The organism is Mucilaginibacter sp. (assembly GCF_035492695.1).
GTDB lineage: Bacteria > Bacteroidota > Bacteroidia > Sphingobacteriales > Sphingobacteriaceae > Mucilaginibacter.
The window spans coordinates 407,930-426,885 of the sequence record NZ_DATJJC010000017.1; the positions used below are offsets into that span (position 1 = coordinate 407,930).

Consider the following 18,956-nt stretch of genomic DNA (forward strand, 5'->3'; position numbering starts at 1 on the left):
ATTGGCTGTTAACTGTTATAGAATGATGAAAATAATAAAGAGATCCGTAATTGGCCTGGCCGCATTTGCAACCCTTTGCTTGTTCAGTTCATTTGGAAATAAACGCGCTGATGCTAAAATGCCGGACGATCATCCCAAAATAGTAAACATCGTCAATTTTATCCGGTTGCTTGAGCCAAGAGACCCGGCAATTACCGAAGATGTGCTTTATCAAACTGTTGTTAAACAGGTGGAGATAATGAAAAAATACAACCTGGGCGGCACCTTCCTGTTGCAATACGATGCTTTAATGGATGCGCGCTATCAAAAACTGCTGAAAAGTCTGCCACGCAATTCATTTGAAATTGGCGCCTGGTGGGAAATACCGCAGCCGCTGGTGGAACGGGCGGGGATGAAATGGCGGGGGCGTTATCCCTGGGATTGGCGTGCGAATATCGGCTTTTCAACCGGCTATACTCCAAAAGAGCGGGAGAAACTGGCCGATGTTTACATGCACGACTTTAAGAAGATATTTGGATATTATCCCAAATCGGTGGCGTCCTGGTTTATCGACGCGCATACGTTGAATTACCTTTATCAAAAATATCACATTGTTGCCTCGGCCAATTGCAAGGACCAATACGGCACCGACGGCTACACATTTTGGGGTGGATACTGGAACCAGGCTTATTACCCCAGTAAGATCAACTCGTACATGCCGGCTCAAAATGCAGTAAACCAGATCCCGGTGCCGATATTCAGGATGCTGGGCAGCGATCCGGTGAGGCAGTACGACAACGGGCTTGGCACAACACGGCAAGGAGTGGTTACCCTTGAACCGGTGTATAAATTTGGTGGTGGCGATTCGACCTGGGTGAACTGGTATTTCAAACAGTTTGTCGATGGCGAGTCAGCAGGGTTTGCCTACACCCAGGCCGGGCAGGAAAACTCATTTACCTGGGATGCTATGGCCAAAGGATTTGAAATTCAGATGCCATTAATAGCAAAGCTGCGGAACGAGCATAAGGTTAAGGTAGAAACCCTGGCGGCATCCGGCAAATGGTTCAAAGATCACTATAAAGTGACGCCTGCGACCTCGGTTACTATCAATAAAGATATTGAAGGGAGCGACCGCAAGACGGTTTGGTTCAACAGCCGCTTTTACCGTGTTAATTTGCTGTGGGAAAATGGCACGCTGCGGGTAAGGGATATTCACTTATTCAATGAGAAGCTTCCGTCTGTTTATGAGACAAAAAAGGCTACTTCTAATGAGTGCTCTTTTTTTACGTTGCCTGTTGTCGACGGGTACCTTTGGAGCACTGCGCAGCAAATGGCCGGGCTCAGACTTAAAGCTATGATCGATGGAAAGGAAATCTTGTTAGAGGGCGGCGACCCGGCAGTTACAAGTCCTGCTCCGGGAAAGCTGCACATATCATGGCCATTGAAAACAGTTGCCGGGACACTGTTAATTGATTTGAATGAACGTGAGATATCGGTGAAGATCAAAAGTGGAAACCCCCTTAATTGGTTTATGAGCCTCTCGGTCGCAGATAAAGCAAAGCTGCCTTTCACCAAAATTGAAACTCGTAAAGTGAGTGGCAGGTTTGAAAGTATGGATTATGAAATCAAAGCAGAAAAAGGCACGTTCATCAAACCAAAAGGGGAGGAAGTATTTAACATCCGACCGGAAAGTAACGCGATTGTTCTTGATCTTTCAGGAACAGCTAAACGCTAATATTTTATTATCGGTTTCAGTTTTCCCCAAAGCTCGTTATCGAAATCTGATCCTGCCGGTTTAACGCCGCCTGCAGTATTTCCCATACGGATGATGACTAATTTTTGAGATGGAACGACATAAATTTTCTGATCATTTTTACCCAACGCTGCAAAAAGGTCGGCTGGGGCGTTAGGGATGATCGGCCCGGAAAAAACAATTTGCGATTGTGGCAGCATGTTGCTGCTTTTGCCATTTAGCCACGTTAAATAACCATAACTCAGGTTTAAGTTCTGCGAAGTATTTATTTGGCTTTTGAAATAGTTGGTATCAGCTAATATAACCGTTTTATCCCAGGTGCCTTTGTTCAATAGCAGTAACCCAAACCGGGCCATACTGCGGGCATTGCTGTAATACACGTTATTAGAGTTGGGCGATTTAACCCAGGCGCCGTTCATGCCTGTTCTATCTCTTATCTTTTGCTGAAAATAAGCGTTATAGGATAAGCCTGTCGCATGTTCAATAACGCCGTCCAGCATAGTATAGGCAGCGTTGTGGTAAGCCCAGCGTGTTCCGGCATCGGCCTTGTATACCAGGCATCCGGGCAGGGTGCAATCCGGGTCGGCAACGCCGTCATCCAGCCCGGTGGTCATGGTCAGTTGATTTTTTATGGTGATCAGGTTCTCCTTTGCCAAAGGTGCCGATGTCCAGCCGGTGCCTAAATATTTCGAACTCTTATCGTTGATATTAATTAACCCCTCTTGTTGGGCTATTCCTGCCAGGAAGCCGGTCATGGTTTTGCCGGCTGATGCCCAATACCAAAGGCTGTCGGCGGTAAAAGTTCCGAAATATTTCTCGGTAACTATCCTGCCATTCTTAAGGATGATAAAAGCTTTGGTGCCCTTGCTTTGCAAATAGGGATACAAGTTGTTAAGCGCAGTTTCATCCCAGCCCAAAGACGATGCCGTTGTGGTTTCCCAGGTGCTGCCGCTTAACGGCGGAAAATAAAGCGTATCTGTAGATGGTGCGGGCTTTGGGTCACTACTGCCGTTTTTATGGCAGGCCGCGACGAATATCAAACCGAACAGAAAAACAAGAGAGGGGAGTAGTTTTTTCATCATTAAACTTAAACGGATTTATTTTCCGAAGGTTTAATGCCGCCCGCCCGGGACCAACCGAAAATTAATCCCGCAGTTACCTGGCCGTCGCTGTCTGCTCTATCTGGTTTGCCTTGTCAAACATCATCCTGAAAGTATTCCAGGGTGTATTATCGCCTGCTTTAGCATCAGTCGTTCGGCCATAATAACCATCGAAGAAACGCGCCGGTGGAGACCATATCGTTTCTGCAATACCATAAAAGCGGCTTCTCATCTCTTTTCCCGAAATAGCCCGTGAACGGTACAGATCCTCTACCTGGTTCATGGCTACCTGGGGGCGGTTCCAGGTGCAGGTTACAACACGCAGGCCCTTTAAGGCGAAGTATACCGCCGTTTGATTGTCCTGGTCGTATTGCCAGTCGCATATCACCACATCGCGTGGTATCAGGTCTACGGCGCGGTAGGTATCGTTGTAACTGCCGGCCCACATGCCAATGCCGGTTGCCCTGCCGTCAATTAGGCGGTCGCCCCATATCCACAGTTCCTTTCCCTTTTCAGCCAGGTGGTCGCGAATAGTTTGTACCTCGTTGGCGAAAAGTACCGCTTTATCACGACCGCCACAGCGCGGGCACTTGTCCTCGCCCAAATAAAACACCTCGTCCATACCCGCATGAAAAGCCTTAGCCTCAAACACATCCATGATCTCATCCATCAGGTCGAAGACTATCTTATGTACACCCGGGTGCTGGGGGCAATAGCTGCGGCAGTATAAATTATCGGCATTGGGCCATTTATATTCAGCGGCGGTAGCCGGCATTTTTACCCAGGGTGTTTCATCAAACTCAGGGTAAACTTTCAATAGCATACCTGTTTTGGCCGCCCATGATTGGTGCCCCAGCAGGTTTACCTGCGGGACGATGCTGATACCATTGTTTTTACAGGCCTCCAATATCTTCTTACAGTCGCTTTTGGTTAAGGCGAGGGTATCCCTGAGTTCGGAATGGCTTTTGTATTTATAATTAAAATCGACCCTCAGCACCAGTGTGTTGATCTTGCGCGGCGCCAGTTCCTCGTTGATGAATTTTACAAACTCTTCCACACCATCAGGCCTCGGAACGGCTATGATGAATCCCTTTACCTGGTAGCCGCTGTCGGGCTTTTGCTGCGCGAATGCTGTAATTGTTAGGAAACACAGGAAAGCCAATAAGCAATAAAACTTTTTCATCGGATCAGATCGATTTTGAGTAAATAATTGGAAGAAGATTCGCACTTCCAAGTTAGTTAAAAATCGAAAATTTTAATGTAATGATTTCTTTACAGCGCGGCCCCATATCTCTACTGCCCGTTCCAATTCGTCTAAATTCAGCGAAGCAAATCCAACCCTGACATGCCTTTGACTAACGGAAGCATGATAATAATCATTGCCGTCGCTTACAGACAGACCCATTGCGGCAGCATGCCGTGATATAATGGCGGCGTTAAGCCCTTTCATGTATTTGACCCATATGGCAAAACCGCCGTCGGGTATTTTAAAGGACAGGTGTTCGCCCAATTGCTCGTCAAGCAGCCGGCAAAGTGTATCGCGGCGTTCATGATAAATTTTATTGGCTTTTTTAAGGTGCCGGCTGATGTCACCGTTTTTTAACAGATTGGCCATGGCCTCCTCCAGTAGCTGCTCGCCCTGGCGGTCTATCATCCGCCGCAATCGCGTTAACTGAATGATTAGGTTCTGCGGCGCCACGACAAAACCAATGCGGATACCCGGCGCGATAGTTTTGCAAAACGAACCTACATAGATCACACTTCCATAATAATCGGCGCTGGCAAGGGGCAGTATCGGGCTGCTGCTGTAATGGAAATCGTAATCATAATCATCTTCCAAAATAGCGAAGCGATATTTCATAGCCAGCTCAAGCAGCCGCATACGCCGTTCGGAACTAAGGGTTACCGTAGTGGGCCGGTGGTGGTGCGGTATCACATACAGCAATTTTACCTTTCTCTTTTTGCAGATGGCTTCCACCGCATCCAGGTCGATGCCATGCTCGTCAACAGGCACAAATGCCATTTGAGCCCCCGCATGTTCAAATATTTCATTTGCTCCCGGATAGCCAGGGTCGGCAGCAATGACCGTATCTCCTTTTGAGAGTAATATCTGTGCCGTCAGGTACATCGCCATCTGCACGCCTTTGGTGATCAGGATGCTTTCCGCACTTACATGCAGTCCCCGGCTTTCAGACAGGAACCGGGCTAATTCGTTACGCAAATTCTCCGAGCCCTGCTCGGGTCCGTACATCAGGTATTTGGAGGTGAAACGATAGTTTCCAAAACGGCGATATTCTCTCACCAGCAGATCGATAGGGGCAATGCGTGTATCCGGGAAGCCATCGTTAAAAACCAAATGATGCTCGGGCACTGCTTTATATGGATGGGGAAACGGCACATGATCGTCATTCACATCAAAAAATGTTTTGGTTGGTAAATTACTGACGCCGTCGCTTCCGGTTAACGGCCTGGGCGTTACATCCGGCAGGTTTTTGGCGACGAAGATGCCTTTCCTCGGGTACACATCCACCCAGCTTTGTGCATACAATTCGTCATACGCGGCAATTACAGTTTTCCGGTGGACATGGAGCGCAGCGGCAAGGGTGCGGCTCGATGGCAGCATACTTTCCGGTTTCAAAGCGCCGCGGCGAATGTGCCCGATAACGCCATTGGTTATCTGCAGGTATACCGGCACGGACAGGTCTTTATCGATGATAAGAAGGCTCTCAAGAATTGACATGGTGGACTACTTTGCTTCTAAATTGTGGACTATATAAATAGTCCAACTAAGCTATAATTTAGTATTGGAATTAAAAAATAAATATCATGAAGATCGATCCGAAACTGCCTTCACTATATCTCCGGATAGCTATTGGTTCAGCTTACTTATGGGAAGTAGCCGACCGCCTTGGGGTATTAGGAAGAAATGGCCAGCCCCATGTTGGCTGGGGCGATTGGCCACATTTCGTAGCCTACTCCCGGCAGGTAATGGGTTTCTTGTCTCCCGGTTTTGTGCCCGCATTGGCAACCCTTGCCACTATCGGCGAAGGCCTTTTCGGGGCGCTGATACTCATCGGGTTATTTACCCGGATGGCAGCCATCGGCAGTGCCATATTGAGTTTCTGCTTCGCGATAGCGATGGCCATTTCATTCGGTATCGAATCGCCATTGGGGTATTCAGTTTTTACGCTGAGCGCAGCCAGCTTAGTGCTAGCCTCCATGCCTGCCTATGCCTGGAGCATCGACTCACAACTTTCAAAAAAAGACAAAAAAACAGCAATCATCAATAATTAAGAAAATGGAAACTACAGCAACAAACAAGCCTTCGTTACTATTGGTAATTATCGCTTTCGCAACCATATACGTGGTATGGGGATCAACCTATTTTTTCATTCAAATGGCCATCGGCGGTTTTCCGCCAATGTTGATGGGCGCCCTGCGTTTCCTGACAGCCGGCGTGCTGTTATTAACCTGGTGCTTGATCAAAGGCGACAAGGTTTGGGTTAAAAAAGATATCAGGTCATCGGCCATCAGCGGGTTACTGATGCTTTTTACGGCAACCGGTGGTGTAATCTGGGCCGAACAATCATTGCCAAGTGCCATAGTAGCTATCATGGTATCGGCCAACCCGATATGGTTTGTCGCGCTTGACAAAGCCAACTGGAAAGTAAACCTGGGTAATAAGTCGACGGTTATCGGGCTTATCATCGGCTTTGCAGGCGTTATCCTGTTGTTTGCAGAAGCGATTATCAAATCGATGAATGGGTCGATGACATCAACCCAGGTTTTCGCCCTGTTGCTGGTAATGGTCGACCCGATCGCCTGGTCGGCAGGTGCGCTTTTCTCCAAAAAAAGTTCCGGCACCGCTCCCGCACGTGTCAGCTCAGCCTGGCAAATGATCATTGCTGGTTTAGCCTTTATTATCGCCGCGCTTTTTCACCACGAATTCAGTTCTTTTCACGTAAGCCAGGTGCCGGCAAAGGCATGGATGGCTTTGGGCTACCTGGTGTTTTTTGGGTCGATAGGAGCGTTCAGCGCTTATATCTGGTTGTTAAAGGTAAGGTCGGCGGTACAGGTAAGCACCCATTCTTACGTTAATCCTGTAATCGCAATACTGCTGGGTGTGCTATTTGCCCACGAAAATATATCGATACTGCAATTATTAGGTTTGCTGATCATATTATTCAGCGTGCTGATGGTTAATGTTACCAAATATTCATTCAAGAAACGGATTAAGCTGCCATCGCCTAAGAAATCAAACAGCAGTTTGCCCGCCTACCGTATAGGCGTGGCGGCCGAGATCAAAAGCGTTGTTGCCTGAATCAGTTAATAGTTTGAGAAACGGGATAAGGAAACTTTCCCGCTTTTTTTATAACCCTATGATGCCCGGCCGCCGACTCTATACCAAAGCCAATCACTTTTCGTTTATCTTACTATATTTACCAACCGGTATGATCTTGTCATCCTAAATAACCACTTATAATGAATACTTTATTAAAAACCTGTGTCACCAGCTTACTGGCCTTGTTTGTTTGTACAAATATTTGTTTTGCCCAGGCTCCCCCGCAGGCCGCAATGAAGTTAAAAGCGACGTACATTCAATTAAAGATATATCCAGGATCAAAGCCAAAGAAATTAGCCTATTTAAAATCTTTTCCCGGAAATAAACAGCAATTCGCAGAGATATTCCAAAATGGCCCCCTGCATTCGGAATACGTTGAATACCTGGACTTTTTCATAAGTATGGCCAGGGATTTTCCGGCCGAAGTAGTTGATAAGGCGGTGGATATTGGTAAGGATATGACCTACGATGCCGGGGTGGGGAAGCAAATGCAGCTGGCCATTGTGCAACTCGGCGTCCAGCATCCAAAAGAATTTGCCGCGAAGGTAAAGGCGCTTCCGGGCCGCGATATTGATAATCTTACAAAATTCCTGGCTGATGCGGAAGACCATAAGAAATACACGGAATACCAGGCACTAATAGATGTTTTAGATAAGATAAATGAAGTGCAGCTTGCAGATAAATTGATCGATGCAAGGGTGCGGCGCGAAAAGGAAAAACATTAGTACCTGATGAAACTAAACCTGACCTTACTCTTCCTTTTATTTGCAAATGTGCTTTTCGCGCAGGATTCCGTATTTGTCCGCAGGATGGTCGATACTTTAACATCGCCATATTTTTGGGGCCGGGGCTATACTAACGATGGCATGGGCAAAGCAGGCCGGTTTATTGCTGCACAATTTAAAGACTATGGCCTGCAGCCTATGGGCGGTAAAGATTATACCCAACCATTCAGCTTCAATGCCAATACTTTTCCGGGTGCTATGGACCTGTCTATCAATGGCGCCGCCCTGGTTCCGGGGCGCGATTTTATCATAGGCCCTGCCAGCAGGGGTGTAAAAGGCGAGGGAACGCTGGTACAAAAGGACAGTATTCATTTCATCGACCTGAAAAACCGTATCGTTGTCGAGCTGCAGGATAAGCTCACCTGGTCGGTTGAGCAGGGTGTTGCAGATTTTACGTTGGTACAAGTTGATAAAAAAGCTCTTAAAAGCCTGCCGGTTACAATCAATATCGACGAAGAGAACAAATTGGTTGAAGGGTTTAAAACAGGTAATATTTGTGGCATAGTTAAAGGCATAAGAAAGCCGGATTCGGTTATCATGTTCACCGCTCATTACGATCATCTTGGCGGCATGGGTAGCAAAACCTATTTTCCAGGCGCTAACGATAATGCCAGCGGCGTAAGCCTGTTGCTTAGCCTTGCAAGATACTATGGGCAACACCCACAACCATATTCTATGGCTTTCATTTGCTTTTCGGGCGAGGAGGCGGGTTTACTTGGTTCAGAATACTTTACTGAAAACCCACTGACCCCCCTGCCGGGTATCCGGTTCCTGGTTAACCTCGACCTCCTGGGTACTGGTGAGGAAGGTATTATGGTGGTTAACGCAACGGTGTACCCAAAAGAATACGGGATACTGAAAAAGCTAAACGACCAAAATCATTATTTGGTCAAAGTAGCTTCGCGCGGCAAAGCAGCCAACAGCGATCACTATTTCTTTACCGAAAAAGGTGTCCCTGCATTTTATATCTATACAATGGGCGGCATCAGGGCTTATCACGATGTGTTCGACATCAGCAAAACATTGCCCCTAAACGAATACAATAATGTCTTTAAACTGCTGGTCGGTTTTAATGCTGCGCTGATGAGGTAATAGTCAATTCAAATTTTTCCGGAATTCGGCAGGGGTTTTCCCTTCTATGCGTTTGAATAGTTTAAAAAAATAGCTGAGGTTGTTCACTCCAACTGCATAACATGCCTGCGAGATAGTCACGTTCGAGTCCAAAAGCAGCAGTTTAGCAGCTTTGATGCGTTCGTGCAGTATAAAATCGACCGGGCTTATTCCAAACTCGCGTTTAAAGCACCTAAAAAAACTCGGCCTGCTCATGCAGCATAGGTTGCTTAACTGATCAACAGTTATCTCCTCGTGGATATGGGTTTTGATGTATTGCACCGCTGCCGCAAAGCGGTTGGTATTGGTATGCTTGTGGTAACTATCCAGTATCAGTTTGCGCGCCTGCGTTTGCATCAGGCGTATCAGCAGCTCTTTCAGCGTAAAATCAGCAATGACATCTTTAGCAGCGAAGTTTTCAGTGCTGATATTCACCAGGCGGTCTATCGTTGCGGTAATCTCGGAAGTGTTTTGTAAATGGAAGCAGGAAACGTCGATGTTCCAGGCTTCGTTTTTTTCTGCTTTAGGATATTTTTCATTCAGTAATTGCAGGGTGTCCTGCAACATGCCCGAGTCGACGGCCAGCGCTATGCATTGCGTCGGGTTATCCAGCCCGGCCTCAGGGAAATCAATGATCATCTCCTCGTTGTCGGGGACAATAACTGATTCGCCAGGTAAGTAATCAAAATGCTGTGAACCGAAAAGGTGCATTACCTTTTTACCGCGAAGCATAGTTGTAAGTACCATTTCATTAAAAACCAGCTTCACTTTTTCCGACTGTTGATGAGTTTCAAACACGTTCAGTTCGCAATGCTGCAGGGTATACACCGAGCGGTTCTCGACCAGCGTTTTAAGGTCTTTTTCGTGAAGCAGGGGTAACGGCCGTGGCTTAAACGTACTCTTCATATCGTTATAACGCTGCAGGTAGTTTACTTATTGGTATATTAAAGGTAGGGAGATAATTATTAAAAAATAATGATCTGAGACATTTTAATATTTTAATGCATAACGCTGATACTATCGTGCATAAATGTTAGCCTCTGCTTGGTTTAAATTTACAGGAACCAATTTTTTATAAACCGAAATTATTATGGAAACGATAGTAGAATCGCAAAAACTTGTTGCCCGCCCTGCATTTAAAGATCATTACGACAATTTTATAGGAGGTGAATGGAAAGCGCCGGTAAAGGGAGAATATTTTGAAAGTATATCGCCTATCGACGGAAAGGCGTTTACTAATGTACCGCGTTCGGGCAAGGAGGACATAGAACTTGCGCTTGATGCGGCACACAAGGCATTTGCCACGTGGTCGCACACGTCCCCGGCTGAACGTAGCAACGTTCTGCTCAGGATAGCCACCCGGATGGAAGAAAACCTGAACTACCTGGCGGCTATTGAAACGATTGACAACGGTAAGCCGATAAGGGAAACCATGGCTGCCGATCTTCCGCTGGCAATCGACCACTTCCGGTACTTTGCCGGCGTTATCCGCAGCGAGGAAAGCAGCGTAAGCGAGCTCGATCAGCACACGGTTTCGCTGAATATCCATGAGCCTATCGGCGTGGTGGGCCAGATCATTCCCTGGAACTTCCCTTTGCTGATGGCAACCTGGAAAATGGCCCCCGCCCTTGCAGCCGGGTGTACGGTAGTGATGAAACCGGCTGAGCAAACACCCGTCGGCATACTGATGCTGATGGATCTGATCAAAGATATTATTCCGCCGGGCATCGTAAATATTGTGACTGGCTTTGGTCCCGAAGCCGGCAAGCCTTTGGCAAGTTCGCCACGGGTTTCGAAAGTAGCCTTTACCGGCGAAACCACGACGGGCAGGTTGATCATGCAATATGCATCTGAAAACCTCAATCCTGTTACGATGGAGCTTGGCGGCAAGTCGCCCAATATATTCATGCCAAGCGTAATGGACGCCGATGACGAGTTTTTTGATAAGTGCCTGGAAGGTTCGGCCATGTTTGCCCTTAACCAGGGCGAGGTTTGTACCTGCCCATCGAGAATGCTGGTGCATGAGTCGATCTACGATCGTTTTATTGAACGTGTGATAGAGCGGGTTGAAAAGATAAAAATGGGCCACCCGCTTGACCCTGATACCATGATGGGTGCGCAAGCCTCGAAAGACCAGTATGAAAAAATACTTTCCTATATCGATATTGGTAAGGAAGAAGGAGCCGAGGTACTTACTGGCGGAGGCAAGAAGTATCTCGACGGGTTGACAGATGGGTATTACATCCAGCCAACTTTGCTGAAGGGTAACAACAAAATGCGGGTTTTCCAGGAGGAAATATTTGGTCCGGTTGTTTGCGTAACTACGTTTAAGGATACTGAAGAAGCTATTTCAATAGCTAACGATACGCTGTACGGTCTCGGAGCAGGGTTATGGACGCGCGATGCCCATGAGTTGTACCAGATACCGCGCGCCATACAGGCAGGCAGGGTATGGGTTAACTGTTATCATGCCTATCCCGCCCATGCACCATTCGGAGGGTATAAAAAATCAGGTTTTGGCAGGGAAACTCATAAGATGATGCTTAACCACTACCGCCAGAACAAGAACATGCTGATATCATACGACAAGAACAAGTTGGGATTCTTTTAATAATCATCGCAAATGATGGCGTCGCGGCGGTTGGCCGTGGCGCTTTTTTGTTTTACAATGAAGAGCGTTCCGAGGATATTGATCACACCCGAAGCGGTTGATGTGCTGCAGCAATTGCGGGGTAGGTTTGGTGAACTGATGTTTCACCAGAGCGGCGGCTGTTGCGATGGTTCGCAACCAATGTGCTTTGAAAAAGGGGAATTCAAAGTGGGTAGCAACGATGTTTACCTGGGCGATATTGATGGCTGCGGATTTTTCATGAGCCGCGATCAGTTTGAATACTGGCAGCATACCCAGCTTTCTGTTGATATTACTCCGGGCCGTGGTTCAAGTTTTTCTTTGGAAATACCGCTGGGCCTTAGGTTTATTATCCGCTCAAGACTTTTTAATGATAATGAATTAAAACACTTGTCCCCTGTTATCAGCGGAGAGGAATACCTTGACAAGCAAGCTGATGGCTGATTTTTTATATTACGCTGGATAATATCAGTTTTTTAATAGATTTGAAGTTCACTCTCAATCTATTATCAACTTTTATTATGAAAAGACCTATCAAAGCCTCCTGCTTTGCTCTTGTTGCAGCGGGTATATTGATGAGCGCAGCGAATGCCCAGCAAAAAGCGCCGCTCTCGCTCAAAAATAAATCGGTGAAAGTTTATGTTACGGAAAAGGGCACCGATAACCGGATGACCGAGACCGGTACACTTACTTTTGAGGCAAAACCACAGCCGGTTGAAACGGAAGTAGCAGTTTTTGTCGATCCGTCAAAAACCTTTCAGACCATGCTGGGTATTGGCGGGGCATTAACGGATGCCTCTGCGGAGACTTTTTACAAATTGCCGAAGGACAAGCAAAAGGAGATACTGACTGCTTATTATGATAAAACGAAGGGCATCGGCTATACCTTCGGGCGGACCAATATCCAGAGCTGTGATTTTTCCAGCGACACGTATAGTTATGTAAAAGACGGGGACAAGGACCTGAAGACTTTCGATATCAGCCATGATAAAAAATACCGTATTCCGTTCATAAAGGAGGTACTGGCAGCAGCAGGTGGCAAATTAACCATGTTTGTAAGCCCTTGGAGCCCGCCAGGATGGATGAAAACCAATAATGACGTATTACATGGCGGCAAGCTGAAAAAAGAATACGACCAGAGCTGGGCTAATTTCTATATCAAATTCATTAAAGCTTATGAAAAGCAGGGAATACCCATCTGGGGGTTGACCGTGCAGAACGAGCCTATGGCCACACAAACGTGGGAATCCTGCCTCTACACTGCAGAAGAAGAGCGGGATTTTGTGAAGAATTTCCTCGGGCCAACCTTACAAAAATCGGGTATGGCCGGTAAGAAACTAATTGTTTGGGACCATAACCGCGACCTGATGTACCAACGTGTAAGCACTATTTTGGAAGACCCGGCAGCCGCCAAATACGTTTGGGGCATTGGCTACCATTGGTACGAAACCTGGACAGGCGCCGGGATGAACTTTGACAACGAGCGGTTGGTTCACCAAACTTTCCCTTCCAAAAACTTAATGTTTACCGAAGGCTGCGCCGAAAGGTTCGACCCCGCAAAATTGGATGATTGGTCGCTTGGCGAAAAATATGGGTACTCTATGATAAACGACTTTAATGCGGGGACCGTAGCCTGGACTGACTGGAATGTTCTGCTCGATGAAAAAGGCGGACCAAACCATGTGGGCAACTTCTGCTTTGCACCGGTACATGCCGATACCAAAACAGGCGAAGTAACCTATACCAATTCGTACTATTACATCGGCCATTTTTCTAAATTTATCAAACCGGGGGCGAAGCGTATTGCCAGTTCGGCCAGCCGCGACAAGCTGCTGACCACTGCTTACATGAATCCTGACGGCAAAATAGCCGTAGTGGTGATGAATAAGAATGACGAGAAGATAGATTACCTGTTATGGATAAAAGGCAAGGCCGCTAAAGTCACCAGCGCACCGCATTCTATTGAGACACTGGTCGTTCAATAATAGAATAGTAAAGAAATATGGAGCAGCCACGGAAACAAGGCTGCTTTTTTATTTGGTAGTGGTGCTATTGAACCGGTACGAGTAGGATATTAGGAAGTATCGTCTGAGCGTTTGATTCTGAATATCATTAATGGTATTCTCTGTAGCGTAATGATAAGTGCTGATACCCTGATTCAGTACATCGTAGCAGGTTAAGCGGAATTCGCCATGGTCTTTCTTTTGCACCAGTTTGGCTAATGACAGGCTCAGCAGGTTTGAATTTTTTCGCAGGCCCTCGGCTACCTGGGGGTTGTATGTATAAGTATAATTACTGCTAAAGGATATTTTTTTCGGCAGGTGAAAATCAGCGCCCAGGTTGGCGCGTTGTGTGACAAAGCTGGAACTTTTATAATCAACCAGTTGATATTTGGTTATTGCGGGGCTTACGCTGTATCCTGGTCTTAGTTCGATAATGTCCTTCCAATTAGCCGAAATTTCCTGCGCCAGGGTTATCGCGATGGTGTTCTGATAACCGTCCTGGTCGTTCACTTCAAAAAAATTGTGCCCGTAGCTCCCGTTCAGGTTGGTGTTGGTACTGATCTGCCAATCACCCGATTTCTTAAAAGTTTTTCCTGCGCCTGCATACAGATATGTCGTAAAGCGGCCATTCCGGTTTATTGGCGTAGTTACTTCGGCGCCTTCAGCATTGATGGTTCGTTCGCGCACAACGCTGTTCGTCTCTACCGTCACACGCGATGACAGGTTCAGGTATACCTGGCTCTGCGTTTTAAAATCAAAATAGTTCATACCAAAGTTATGCCGGTGCGTAGGTTTAAGATCGGGGTTGCCGATAAAGCTGAACAACTGGCTGTAAACTACGGTTATAGGCTGCAGGTCGTTAATGGATGGCTGCTGCAGATCTTCGCTATAATTTATGTTCACTTTATTGATGTGCAACTCGGCAGTAGGAAAAAGGTTGTTAAAATGCTGATCGAGGTCGCCGGTATAACTGTTGAAATGATTAGTTACCTGCTGCAACTGGCCGGTAAGGCCAGCTTTCAGCGATATTTTATCGGTGAACTGGTACATCAATTCGGGATGCAACGCCTCTGTCCATTGCTTCCTGGTCAGGTTATTGCTTTGGTCGGGCAAAAAGATAGTGTACAAGCCCGTTTGCAGGTTCTGCTGGTAGGTGAAAAGGTCGCCCTCGTCCCGGCTAAAATTTGTTGACACGGAAATTGTCGCAGAAAGTTTTTTCGTGAACGGATAGTGAAGGGCAACGCCAAGGTTCCCATCGTCGCGGTTGTTGGTGTTTTTTGCCGAACGGTTTAGGGTGTCAGATTGCAGTGCGGCAGTATAGGATAGTAGTTGATCGGATGAGATATTAAGGCTGTGCGACGGACTGATACTTAGTGCATGACTTATGGAAAAAGACGCCCCTTTTTTGCTGAGCCTGGTGTAGTAAGTAAACTCGTGCCTGAAGGTAGCCGAACTGCCTCCTGATGTGCTGTTATTAATGCTTTGGCTCAGTAACGGTACGAAGTTATTGGAACCCGTGGCATTGGTGGCGCTGTTGCTATTGTTACTGTTATATGAAAATTCAGGATTGTATTTTATACTTGTTGCGGTGTCCGAGCCATACTCCAGGTGCCCGCTTAAGGTTTGAGAGATTGAACTGTGATGATTAATATTATTGGAAAAAGTATTGAACGTAGTGTCGCCTACAAACTGCTGCCGGTTTACGGTTCCTTTGCTGTCGTCGATATCGTTATTGAAATAATAGATCAAATTAACCTTTAACTGCTTCCCGAATTTGTTATTAAAATTGACCGTGCCGTTTGTGAGTTTTTGAACCGATCCGCGTGGGTCGGCCTGCAGGACAGGGGTATGGAAACCATCGCCGAATATTCCGGTACCGGTCAGGTTGTCGCTGCTGGCGTTGGCACTTAACTGGAGCTCGTCCTGGAACTTATTGAGAAATGCATTGGCCTGGTAACGGTCGCGTGTACCGCCGCCCAGCATGGCACGTCCGAAAGTACTTTTTTTGAGTGCCCTTTTAAATTTCAGGTTGATGATCTTCTTTACTTCGTAATCCGGTTTCAGATGATCAGGGTCATCCTCCCGGTCGTCGTAAACCTGTACTTTGGATATCATATCGGCATCCAGGTTGCGGGTGGCTATTTTAGGGTCGTTGGCGAAAAAATCCTTGCCGTCAACTTTGAGTTTCGAGATATCCTTGCCGTTCACTGTTATCTTTCCGTCGTGACTTACCTGTACACCCGGCAGCTTTTTAAGCAGGTCCTCCACAACAGCATTCGGCCGAACCTTAAAAGCTTCGGCATTAAATTCAATAGTATCTTTCCTGATGATCACCGGTGCGCGCTCACCTTTAATAATAACCTCCTGCAGGGTTTTTGTGCTGAGCAATATTTTTCCAAGGTCGGTAATGGCGTCGCCCTTTTTTAAATCCAATACAAGGCGCAGGCTCTTGTATCCCACGCAGGAAATGAGCAACCTGGCCGGCTCGGCCTGGTTGATGTTGTAAAGCGTAAAAGCGCCGTTTTTATCGGTTATCGTGTAAGACAGGAGCGAGGAGTCCTTCATTTTCAATACCGCGATGGTGGCATAACCTATGGGCTGTTTGCTAACGGAGTCGACCACGAGCGCTTTTATAGTGCCATGATTTTGAGATCTTGCCGCGGCGGCAATAAGAAAAAAAAGGAGTAACAGCAGGCAGCGTTTCATTCAAAGGATTAGATACCGCAATATACCGCGATTATCCTTTAACGCTGCCTTAATAACAGTTATTTTACGTTAAAGAGGAATTAGTTAACGCCAGGCCTTTTGGCTGCAGGTCACTCGGAACGTAAACTTTTTACCGGGTTGGCCAGCGCCGCTTTTACAGACCGTATACCGACCGTTATAAAAGCGATGAGAATAGCTGCTGCGCCCGCCGCAATAAATATCCACCAATGGATAGTGGCTTTGTAGGCAAAGCTTTGCAGCCACTTGTTCATGGCAAACCAGGCTATCGGCGATGCAATAACTGTGGCAATAAATACCAGTTGCACCAATTCTTTACTCAACAGTGCGACTATGCCGGCTATACTTGCCCCCAAAACTTTACGGATGCCAATTTCCTTTACACGTTGCTGAGCGGTGAAGGTAACCAGGCCAAACAATCCTAAACAAGCTATGCTGATGCCTAACACGGTAAAGATCAGCAGCAAACTTCCCTGCTTTTGCTCGCTTTGGTATTGGTTGGCGAAATTTTGATCGAGGAAATGATAGTCGATCTTATTTTCCGGATCGAACCTGCTGTATACATCCTGCATGTATTTAACGGCAGCGGGGATATTGGTTTTGTTCAGGCGAACATACATATTATCTTTATCATTTGCCTGCGCCGGTAACGTAAGCACCAACGGTGCTATTTTATGCTGTAGCGAATAGGTGTTGAAATCCTTAACCACACCGACAATGGTTGAAAATGTTATGATACCATTATTCACCCCGGTACGTACCCGGCGGCCTATTGGATTTTTCCAGCCGAGTTCATTTACCAGCGTTTCATTTACGATAATAGCATTGTTCGCACTATCGCTAACACCTTTTATAAAGTTGCGGCCGGTAACCATTTTTACCTGCATAGCCGGAATAAAGTCTTCGTCAACGATAAGTTTTTCAACCAGTTTGGTATCGGCGGTCGTGTTGCCGTCGGGGCCGAGGTTAAAATCGCTCATGCCGATATCGTTATTGCCGATAGGGTTGCCGGCCGATGCCACGCTTTGTACCAGGGGGCTTTGCAGCAATTGTGCTTTTATGGATTCAATTTTTGCCCTCGCATCGTGGCTCTGAATATGGAACGTCAGCATTTGCGATTTATTAAATCCAAGATCCCTGGTCATTACATAGTTAAGCTGCTGATAAATGATGCAAGACCCGATTATCATAACTATAGCAGTAGCAAACTGGAATACCACCAGGGATTTGCGGAAGGCGACGGTTGACGACTGGTTACCCAATTGCCCTTTGATGGCCGGTATGGTGCCGAACCCGGACAGGAACAGGGCAGGATAAATGCCGCTTATTATGCCGGCAATTACGGCAAATCCGGCAAACAGCAATAATGACCTCAGAATACCAAAGTGCCATATGTCGAGCGTTTTTCCGGATAAGTGATTAAAATAGGGCAGGACAAACTGTACCAGCACCATAGCAATTGTAGTAGCTAATACCGTGAACAATATGGATTCGGAAAAGAACATGAGCATCAATTGCCTTCTGCCCGATCCTATTACTTTGCGTATACCGATCTCCCTTAACCTTACGGATGAGCGCGCCGTCGTAAGGTTAAAATAATTGATCACCGCGATGCTTAATATCAGCAGGGCAACAACGCTGAACACGTATACATAAGTGATGTTGCCATTGTTACCCATCTCATAATCCAGGTGCGAATGCAGGTGGATGGAAGTAAGCGGCTGCAATTCCATTTGATAATGAATGTTGTCGAAATCACGCTTTAGGTGCTTGTTATAAAATTGTTCGGATCTGGCTTCGATTTTTTTATAGTCGCCGGCATCCCTTAGCAGTACATAAGTAAACAACCCTGCAGCACCCCATTTGCCCGTAAGGTTATCGTTGAATGAGCGAAGCGCACTGAATTTGAAGGTGGAATTTTCAGGTACATCGTCTATTACACCAGTGACGAGGTTAGGATCATTGCCATCAAATGAAACAGTCTTACCTACTGCTGATGTGGCGTCGCCAAATATCCTGGTAGCAAGTGTTTTGGTCAGTACTATGCAGTGTGGCTTTGCCAGTGCGGTATTTTGGTCGCCGTTTAAAAAATGATAGGTGAAAATATTAAAGATAGCGTTGTCGGCAAACGAAATGTCCCCAGCCATGATCTGCTTATCGCCATAGGTGACCTTGCCGCCGCCCTCCATGTCTATACGCACCGCATCTTCCACTTCCGGATAATCCGCTTTCATCGCGGGAGCGTAAGGAATAGATGTTATCGCCAAATTAAAGTTACCGCCGTTCCACTGCCCGTGCTGCGCCACCCGGAATATGCGCCCGGCTTTTTTGTTATAAAAATCGTAGCTTATCTCATCGGTTACGTATAAGGCGATCACCCAAAAAGCTGCTATGCCGACGGCAAGGCCAAAAATATTTACCAGCGAAAAAAAGCGATGCTTATTTAAATTGCGCCAGGCGATTTTAATATAATTATAGATCATGGCAGTTGAGTTTGACGGTAAGTTAATGTTTTATGATTACGCTTACAA

At 46.5% G+C, this 18,956-nt stretch carries 14 protein-coding genes; 8 read left to right on the forward strand and 6 right to left on the reverse strand.

All coding sequences use genetic code 11. From position 1 onward, the window contains the following. Positions 1 to 22: 22 nt before the first annotated feature. Positions 23 to 1,714 (forward strand): hypothetical protein, encoded by a 1,692-nt coding sequence (locus VL525_RS12670; RefSeq protein WP_325387073.1) that lies wholly within the window; start codon positions 23 to 25, stop codon positions 1,712 to 1,714. Here the strand turns inward: VL525_RS12670 and VL525_RS12675 are convergent. From VL525_RS12675 to VL525_RS12685, 3 genes are all read right to left on the reverse strand, one after another. Continuing rightward, entirely contained in the window at positions 1,711 to 2,814 is a 1,104-nt protein-coding gene (locus VL525_RS12675) for a serine hydrolase domain-containing protein (protein ID WP_325387076.1), read from the reverse strand. The genes VL525_RS12670 and VL525_RS12675 overlap by 4 nt on opposite strands. 73 nt (positions 2,815 to 2,887) lie before the next feature. Continuing rightward, complete coding sequence (locus VL525_RS12680) at positions 2,888 to 4,015, reverse strand: family 20 glycosylhydrolase (protein ID WP_325387079.1); 1,128 nt, start codon at positions 4,013 to 4,015, stop codon at positions 2,888 to 2,890. Positions 4,016 to 4,087: 72 nt separating this feature from the next. Continuing rightward, on the reverse strand, positions 4,088 to 5,572 hold the full coding sequence (locus VL525_RS12685) for a PLP-dependent aminotransferase family protein (protein ID WP_325387081.1): 1,485 nt from the start codon (positions 5,570 to 5,572) through the stop codon (positions 4,088 to 4,090). An 86-nt stretch (positions 5,573 to 5,658) separates the two neighbouring features. Here VL525_RS12685 and VL525_RS12690 point away from each other — a divergent pair, with 86 nt between their 5' ends. The 4 genes from VL525_RS12690 to VL525_RS12705 all read left to right on the forward strand — a co-directional run bounded on the left by VL525_RS12690 (position 5,659) and on the right by VL525_RS12705 (position 9,051). After that, positions 5,659 to 6,126, forward strand: coding sequence for a DoxX family protein (locus tag VL525_RS12690; protein ID WP_325387083.1), 468 nt, complete (start codon positions 5,659 to 5,661; stop codon positions 6,124 to 6,126). Positions 6,127 to 6,130: 4 nt separating this feature from the next. Continuing rightward, positions 6,131 to 7,153 carry an EamA family transporter gene (locus tag VL525_RS12695; RefSeq protein WP_325387085.1) on the forward strand — a complete coding sequence of 341 codons (1,023 nt, stop codon included), beginning with the start codon at positions 6,131 to 6,133 and terminating at the stop codon, positions 7,151 to 7,153. Between the two features lie 161 nt (positions 7,154 to 7,314). Then, entirely contained in the window at positions 7,315 to 7,899 is a 585-nt protein-coding gene (locus VL525_RS12700; RefSeq protein WP_325387087.1) for a hypothetical protein, read from the forward strand. Between the two features lie 6 nt (positions 7,900 to 7,905). Next, complete coding sequence (locus VL525_RS12705; protein ID WP_325387089.1) at positions 7,906 to 9,051, forward strand: M28 family metallopeptidase; 1,146 nt, start codon at positions 7,906 to 7,908, stop codon at positions 9,049 to 9,051. A 3-nt stretch (positions 9,052 to 9,054) separates the two neighbouring features. On the opposite strand, the gene VL525_RS12710 is transcribed toward VL525_RS12705, so the two are convergent. After that, positions 9,055 to 9,975: an AraC family transcriptional regulator gene (locus tag VL525_RS12710; protein WP_325387091.1), complete on the reverse strand. Its 921-nt coding sequence runs from the start codon at positions 9,973 to 9,975 to the stop codon at positions 9,055 to 9,057. Positions 9,976 to 10,159: 184 nt separating this feature from the next. On the opposite strand from VL525_RS12710, the gene VL525_RS12715 reads away from it, so the two are divergent. From VL525_RS12715 to VL525_RS12725, 3 genes are all read left to right on the forward strand, one after another. Further along, on the forward strand, positions 10,160 to 11,680 hold the full coding sequence (locus VL525_RS12715; protein WP_325387093.1) for an aldehyde dehydrogenase family protein: 1,521 nt from the start codon (positions 10,160 to 10,162) through the stop codon (positions 11,678 to 11,680). Positions 11,681 to 11,737: 57 nt separating this feature from the next. After that, positions 11,738 to 12,142 (forward strand): DUF779 domain-containing protein, encoded by a 405-nt coding sequence (locus tag VL525_RS12720; RefSeq protein WP_325387095.1) that lies wholly within the window; start codon positions 11,738 to 11,740, stop codon positions 12,140 to 12,142. 77 nt (positions 12,143 to 12,219) lie between these two features. Next, on the forward strand, positions 12,220 to 13,683 hold the full coding sequence (locus VL525_RS12725; protein WP_325387097.1) for a glycoside hydrolase family 30 protein: 1,464 nt from the start codon (positions 12,220 to 12,222) through the stop codon (positions 13,681 to 13,683). 48 nt (positions 13,684 to 13,731) lie between these two features. Here the strand turns inward: VL525_RS12725 and VL525_RS12730 are convergent, their stop codons facing one another. After that, a complete protein-coding gene (locus VL525_RS12730) occupies positions 13,732 to 16,407 on the reverse strand; it encodes an outer membrane beta-barrel protein (protein WP_325387099.1) in 2,676 nt (891 codons plus the stop codon). A 110-nt stretch (positions 16,408 to 16,517) separates the two neighbouring features. After that, the gene (locus tag VL525_RS12735) at positions 16,518 to 18,908 is read right to left on the reverse strand and encodes an ABC transporter permease (protein ID WP_325387101.1); all 2,391 of its coding nucleotides are present in this window, start codon (positions 18,906 to 18,908) and stop codon (positions 16,518 to 16,520) included. Between the last annotated feature and the right edge of the window lie 48 nt (positions 18,909 to 18,956).

Coding starts and splice junctions, on each gene's coding strand:
- VL525_RS12735 (WP_325387101.1), bottom strand. CDS start 18,908: ATGATCTATAATTATATTAAAATCGCCTGGCGCAATTTAAATAAGCAT.
- VL525_RS12690 (WP_325387083.1), top strand. CDS start 5,659: ATGAAGATCGATCCGAAACTGCCTTCACTATATCTCCGGATAGCTATT.
- VL525_RS12670 (WP_325387073.1), top strand. CDS start 23: ATGATGAAAATAATAAAGAGATCCGTAATTGGCCTGGCCGCATTTGCA.
- VL525_RS12700 (WP_325387087.1), top strand. CDS start 7,315: ATGAATACTTTATTAAAAACCTGTGTCACCAGCTTACTGGCCTTGTTT.
- VL525_RS12685 (WP_325387081.1), bottom strand. CDS start 5,572: ATGTCAATTCTTGAGAGCCTTCTTATCATCGATAAAGACCTGTCCGTG.
- VL525_RS12725 (WP_325387097.1), top strand. CDS start 12,220: ATGAAAAGACCTATCAAAGCCTCCTGCTTTGCTCTTGTTGCAGCGGGT.
- VL525_RS12695 (WP_325387085.1), top strand. CDS start 6,131: ATGGAAACTACAGCAACAAACAAGCCTTCGTTACTATTGGTAATTATC.
- VL525_RS12720 (WP_325387095.1), top strand. CDS start 11,738: ATGAAGAGCGTTCCGAGGATATTGATCACACCCGAAGCGGTTGATGTG.
- VL525_RS12730 (WP_325387099.1), bottom strand. CDS start 16,407: ATGAAACGCTGCCTGCTGTTACTCCTTTTTTTTCTTATTGCCGCCGCG.
- VL525_RS12675 (WP_325387076.1), bottom strand. CDS start 2,814: ATGATGAAAAAACTACTCCCCTCTCTTGTTTTTCTGTTCGGTTTGATA.
- VL525_RS12705 (WP_325387089.1), top strand. CDS start 7,906: ATGAAACTAAACCTGACCTTACTCTTCCTTTTATTTGCAAATGTGCTT.
- VL525_RS12710 (WP_325387091.1), bottom strand. CDS start 9,975: ATGAAGAGTACGTTTAAGCCACGGCCGTTACCCCTGCTTCACGAAAAA.
- VL525_RS12715 (WP_325387093.1), top strand. CDS start 10,160: ATGGAAACGATAGTAGAATCGCAAAAACTTGTTGCCCGCCCTGCATTT.
- VL525_RS12680 (WP_325387079.1), bottom strand. CDS start 4,015: ATGAAAAAGTTTTATTGCTTATTGGCTTTCCTGTGTTTCCTAACAATT.